The sequence below is a fragment of the Bacillus sp. ISL-46 genome, assembly GCF_018613205.1.
On the sequence record NZ_JAGGQR010000089.1, the window covers coordinates 1 to 5599 of the forward strand.

Annotated in this window: 4 protein-coding genes and 2 pseudogenes; 4 read left to right on the forward strand and 2 right to left on the reverse strand. The window is 35.3% G+C overall.

From position 1 onward, the window contains the following. Positions 1–232 precede the first annotated feature (232 nt). From J7E67_RS28550 to J7E67_RS28565, 4 genes and pseudogenes are all read left to right on the forward strand, one after another. A complete protein-coding gene (locus J7E67_RS28550; RefSeq protein WP_214733317.1) occupies positions 233–1231 on the forward strand; it encodes a permease in 999 nt (332 codons plus the stop codon). 12 nt (positions 1232–1243) lie between these two features. Continuing rightward, entirely contained in the window at positions 1244–2197 is a 954-nt protein-coding gene (locus J7E67_RS28555) for a TIGR03943 family putative permease subunit (protein ID WP_214733318.1), read from the forward strand. 182 nt (positions 2198–2379) lie between these two features. Beyond that, a complete protein-coding gene (locus J7E67_RS28560; protein WP_214733319.1) occupies positions 2380–3384 on the forward strand; it encodes a DUF3231 family protein in 1005 nt (334 codons plus the stop codon). Between the two features lie 11 nt (positions 3385–3395). Beyond that, positions 3396–3865 (forward strand): annotated as a pseudogene (locus J7E67_RS28565) (hypothetical protein). A gap of 527 nt (positions 3866–4392) precedes the next feature. Here the strand turns inward: J7E67_RS28565 and J7E67_RS28570 are convergent. Further along, positions 4393–5214 (reverse strand): squalene/phytoene synthase family protein, encoded by an 822-nt coding sequence (locus J7E67_RS28570; protein WP_214716739.1) that lies wholly within the window; start codon positions 5212–5214, stop codon positions 4393–4395. Between the two features lie 243 nt (positions 5215–5457). Further along, positions 5458–5550, reverse strand: a pseudogene (locus J7E67_RS28575) (DinB family protein); the annotation flags it as partial. Between the last annotated feature and the right edge of the window lie 49 nt (positions 5551–5599).

Here is a 5599-nt window from a genome sequence, read left to right on the forward strand (position 1 = left end):
ACTTTGTTCAAAATATCTTTCCATATAAAAAATGACTAACTTTGGATATATACTAATTTCCGGATAGCACACCTGTTACTGAAAAAAATAAGAATTAAAAGAAAATTAAATCGAAATGATTCCTAAATTCATTTACAAATGCATATATTTATTTTAGAATTTAAAACGTAATAATTACGATTTAAATTTTATAATGAAGAATTAAAAGAATAAATTTAATTGGGGGGTAAACATGAATCGCATTCTTCGAAGTAATATCGTAGATATTACAGGTTTTTCAATGATTGGACTGGCTCTTTTACTTCTTTCTTTCAGCTCCGGTTTTAAACTTCCTTTGGCTTTTCCACCATCTTTATTAAATCTGAACACCATTTTTCTAAGTATTTTAATAGAAGCCCTTCCGTTTGTTTTAATTGGGGTTCTTATCGCGGGTTTTATCCAAATCTTTGTTACTGAAGATCTAATTCAAAGATGGATTCCTAAAAACAAATTTTTGGCTGTAATAATGAGTTGTATAGTTGGGGCACTTTTTCCTGCTTGTGAATGTGGAATCGTTCCAATCGTTCGGCGGCTCGTTTCGAAAGGAGTTCCTATCCACGCCGCGATAGGCTTTATGTTGACAGGTCCTCTAATCAACCCAGTCGTTATTACTTCTACATACATGGCATTTGGAAACGATATCAAAATTGCTGGATTGCGAATGGGATTAGGTTTTCTAGTTTCTCTTATGGTAGCTTTTGCAGTCAGCTGGGTTTTTAAAGGGAATCAACTAAATGCGTCAATCGGTAAAGATGCCTCCGCTATTCATTCTAAAAAACAACCTTTTTCTAACCGGTTTTGGTCAATGCTTATACATTCAATTGATGAGTTTTTTGATATGGGGAAATATCTTATCATGGGAGCTTTAATTGCTGCCACTGTACAAACCTATATGCCGGCAAGAGCCTTGTTGGAAACTGGAAGTGGTCCTACATCTTCATTACTTGTAATGATGGGATTGGCTTACTTTTTATCCCTCTGTTCTGAAGCCGATGCCTTTATCGGCGCTTCCTTCAGCAGTATCTTTCCACTTACATCCATCCTTGGCTTCCTAATATTCGGTCCAATGATGGATTTAAAAAATACAATTATGATGATAAGCGTATTTCGATTTAGGTTTGTTATGGTTGTGTTGGCATTGATTGTTTCGATTGTCTTTATCACTTTAATGCTGGTCCAAAGTTTATTTTAAGGAGGACAAGGCGTGCAATTCCATTTTCAGCAGGCTATAAGAGCGTTTATTTTACTATCTTTTTCATGTTTGCTTTTTAAGATGCATTTTACCGGAGAAATGACAAAGTTTATTAATCCAAAATATGAAGGTCTTAGCCAAATAGCTTCTATTATATTTTTGATTTTGTTTTTTATCCAAAATACAAGAATATGGTCAGCTAGGGATAATAGTCATCATCATTGCCATCACGATGAACATAATTGTAACCATGATCATGGAGATTCTAGATTTAATACAAAAAAAATATTTTCCTATTTTGTTATTGTTTTTCCATTGTTAACTGGGTTTCTGATTCCCGCCAAAGTGCTCGATGCCTCCATTGCCAATAAAAAAGGAGCTATGCTGATTCTGTCTAACCAGACACAAGCCCCTCAAGATGATAAAAATCAATTAGACAGCAAGCCTACTCAACAAAGGGAAGATACTAACATAAATAGACAGGAAGAATCCCCAGAATCTGATGCTCCAGTGGACCCAAATCTATTGGAAAATCAAAAAGATATTTCAGAGGATGAATATGCGCAACTGATTAAAAAGTTAGAACAAAAATCCAATATCGTGATGAACGATTATGTATTTGCTGCTTATTATGAAGAGATAAGTAAGGATATCAATAAATTTAAAGGTAGAAAAATAAAATTAAAGGGATTCATATATAAAGAAGATGGTTTGTCCCACAACCACATAGTTATTTCAAGGTTTTTGATTACACACTGTGTCGCTGATGCTAGCATAATCGGATTTCTTTCTGAGTTCTCAGAACCTTCTTCCCTTGTAAAGGATACATGGGTCGAAGCAGAAGGTGTATTAGATATAACAACATTTAACGGGACTGAACTTCCACTTATTAAAATTACAGGCTTGAAGAAAATCAATGAACCTGAAAAGCCCTATCTTTATCCGATCAGTATAAAAATCTTGTAAGAATTAAAAAAGAAGCTAAAAAAGAATTCCTCAGCTTCTTTTTTTTTGTGTACTTTAACTTAGTCAACTCCAAGTCTTTTTTCTCTCATCATATTTGGATTCATAATAGGGATAAATATTTATTACAGTATTAGGAAACATAACATGAGGATTGCATTTCAAATTAATGGAGGAAACCTCTTATGCAAAGTGAAAATAACATCAAACTAACGTCTGCTGAAATTTCACAACTATGGACTGCCTACATGAATGATAGCCTGTCAATTTGTGTACTTACATACTTTTTGGAAAAAGCAGAGGATCCTGAGATTCGTCCTGTAGTAGAATTTGCACTAGAGTTAGCACACGCACACGTAAAAAAACTTATATTAATCTTTAACAGTGAGAAATTTCCCATTCCATACGGATTTAAAGAAGAAGATGTCGATATTACAGCTCCTCGATTATTTTCGGATCCTTACTTTCTTTATTATCTTCAACAATGGAGTTCAATAGGGTTAGAGGCTTATGGCATCTCGTTGTCTTTAGCAACACGTTCTGATGTATTCCAATATTTTTCAGAATGTATCGATGATTCGAAGAATCTTCTCAAAAAAACAGGAAATGTTTTACTATCTAAAGGTCTCTATATACGAGCACCATATGTTACGACTCCTGAAAAGGTTGATTTTATTCGAAAACAAAACTTCTTAGCTGGTTGGTTTGGAGAACGTAGATCACTCACTACGTTAGAAATAACGAATCTTTATGCTAATCTTCAAAGAAATGTGTTAGCTATGACAACATTCATCGGCTTCAGTCAAGTGGCAAGGTCAAAAGAAGTGGGTCGTTTTATGGCAAGAGGAAAAGAAATCGCTTCAAAGCATATTGAAATTTATAGTTCCGTTTTAAATGAAAATGATCTTCCTGCTTCTGTGTCTTGGGATAACCAAGTATTAAACTCAACGGTTTCCCCTTTTTCCGATAAACTAATGATGTTTCATGTAAATGCACTAGCCGCGGGCGCCATTGGATATTACGGAACAAGCTTGTCAACAAGTTCTAGACGTGATTTATCTACAAATTACCTCCGAATCTTAGGGGAAGTTCTAAAATATACAGAAGACGCTGCAAACATAATGATCGATTATGGTTGGATGGAACAACCACCAAAAGTAGTGGACCATGATAAATTAGCTAATACTTAGAGGGAAATAAAATGAAGAAAACAAAACAACTTGAAAGCGTCCTTTGGAGTATTGCATTACCAGGATTTTCTCAAATCTTAAACGGAAAGTTTCTTAAAGGATTACTTATCATTTCTTTAGAATTTTTAATTAACATTCAATCAAATTTTAACGAAGTAATCATGTTAAGCTTTCATGGTCATATCCAATCAGCCGTTGATAGAACGAATTATCAATGGCTGATGTTTTATCCTTGTCTATATATGTTTGCATGTGGGATGCTTATAAAGACGCTGGCGGTGGAAAAGAATCTTCGTTTTTGCCGTTTGTGTTTTCTGCTTATTTTATAACAGTTGGTCTAATCTATTCCCCAACATTGAGGATAATGGGAATACTCTTCGGACCGGTTTGGTTGCCAATGTTATTTTTATTAGTGGGTTATTTATTAGCACATTTTTTAAAACCATCTTTCAAAAAACCATCAGATTCAATAAAATTTTGATGGTTTTCTAATGTAATGTTCCTTTAAGTTGATCTTCCACTAATGCAACCGTTAGTCTATTTTCATGGTAGCACAATAAGAAAAGCTGCCACAATTTGCAGCTCTGATCTTTCGCTAAAGCACCCGTTACTTTAAGTACATTCCTCACATTCTTAACTAATCAAAACTACCATATCAAAGCATCAAATATTTTTATTTGACCATTTTGGTCATCGACGTTGTATATCCCAGTTTTCTTTGTTTTCCGTTCAATAATGTACTTATTATTTTTGTAAATTACAGATATTAATTTAACCTCTCCAAATGATATTGTTGGTGTCATGTTCCATCACAATTGATTTCAATTGTTCTTTGAAGGAAGCTTCGGTTACTTAAATAGACTAAAAACACTCGTGAAAAATTTATTTCACAAGTGTCTGAGGACTTTTATTTTTCCATTAGTTGCTCCCGTTCTTCCATCTGAGGCGGTTCATCCATCCCTTAGTCAAAATAAAAAGGACACAGATAAAAATTTAAATTGTAGAATCTTATTTTCTATTTATTACTCGACTAACTATTTCAGTTACGGCAGCTCTATTCATTTTTTCCTTCCCCTCTGTTAAAGCATCAAGTGTACCATGAGCAAGTGCTATCGGGAGTTTACAAAAATTAAGGATCGGACCGGGTTTAATATCCTCTAAATAAACGTCAGCCAATGCTAGGTTACGTCGGGCGTACCTAAACATATCTTCTAACTCCCATCCATCGGGAAAGAAATCCACACCTCGTTCTAAATCTTCAGCACGATTGCGAAGAATATTGACAGACTGTAAGCCACGACCAAAGGCTATAGCTAATTCCTTGTCCGTTTCCACAGCATCATACCACTTCCAAATATCTGAGAGCATAACTCCTACCAAACCTGCAACGTAGAATGTGTATTCATTCAAACCTTCTTCATTCTGAATCCGCCACTCTTTTAAAGCCCAGTCCGCCATCCCCTTCGCCATAGTAGATGTGGCATTCGAAATGTTCTCTACAATTGTCGGTGGACAATGATTTATCCAATCGCCAAATCGTAAGGTAACCTCAGGTAGGAGGGAGTGGTATGGGTGAAATAAAGCCATTAACTTCTTATTATTGAAGGGCTTTTTCAAGAGCGAGCTGATTGAATGTAATAGATTATGTTTGGATTCCAATCGGAGTTGGGGGTGGTCTTCAATCTCATCAATAGCTCTCATGCATAAGTAAGCGGATGTAACAGCTTCTTGTAATCCTGACGGTAGATGACTAATAGGAATAAAGAAAGTCCGGCTTGTCGCCATCAACATGTTTATCGCACTTCTATGTAAATTGATTTCTTCACTCATCTTGTATTGCCCCCTTTTTTGCCAACATGCAAAATTTCTTTAATTTAAGTGGTATTATCCCCACTATATTAAATATCTAATAATAAAGTTCTAACACGAAATTCAAGCCCTTGTTACTCAATAAACCTGCCCGTTAGCACAACAAAAAAGGGATTGCCGCAGCAGTCCCCTTCTTTAACTCTTGCCCCATTTAGTTGAAGAACAGTTCCATTGAAAAGGGATTGGTACTTGAGTAACTCTGTTCTATTTTAAATATAGGTAAAGCCCAAAATCTTGCATAACGGAGGTGTGCTCCATTTGTCGCAACATAGTAGCTATATTGCCACGGTGATAGGCGCTTAAAGGGTATATCGATTCTCATCAGCGCCTCATGTTAAAAACCATT

Excerpts from the sequence above, each read along its gene's own strand:
- J7E67_RS28560 (WP_214733319.1), top strand. The coding sequence starts at position 2,380 with ATGCAAAGTGAAAATAACATCAAACTAACGTCTGCTGAAATTTCACAA.
- J7E67_RS28550 (WP_214733317.1), top strand. The coding sequence starts at position 233 with ATGAATCGCATTCTTCGAAGTAATATCGTAGATATTACAGGTTTTTCA.
- J7E67_RS28570 (WP_214716739.1), bottom strand. The coding sequence starts at position 5,214 with ATGAGTGAAGAAATCAATTTACATAGAAGTGCGATAAACATGTTGATG.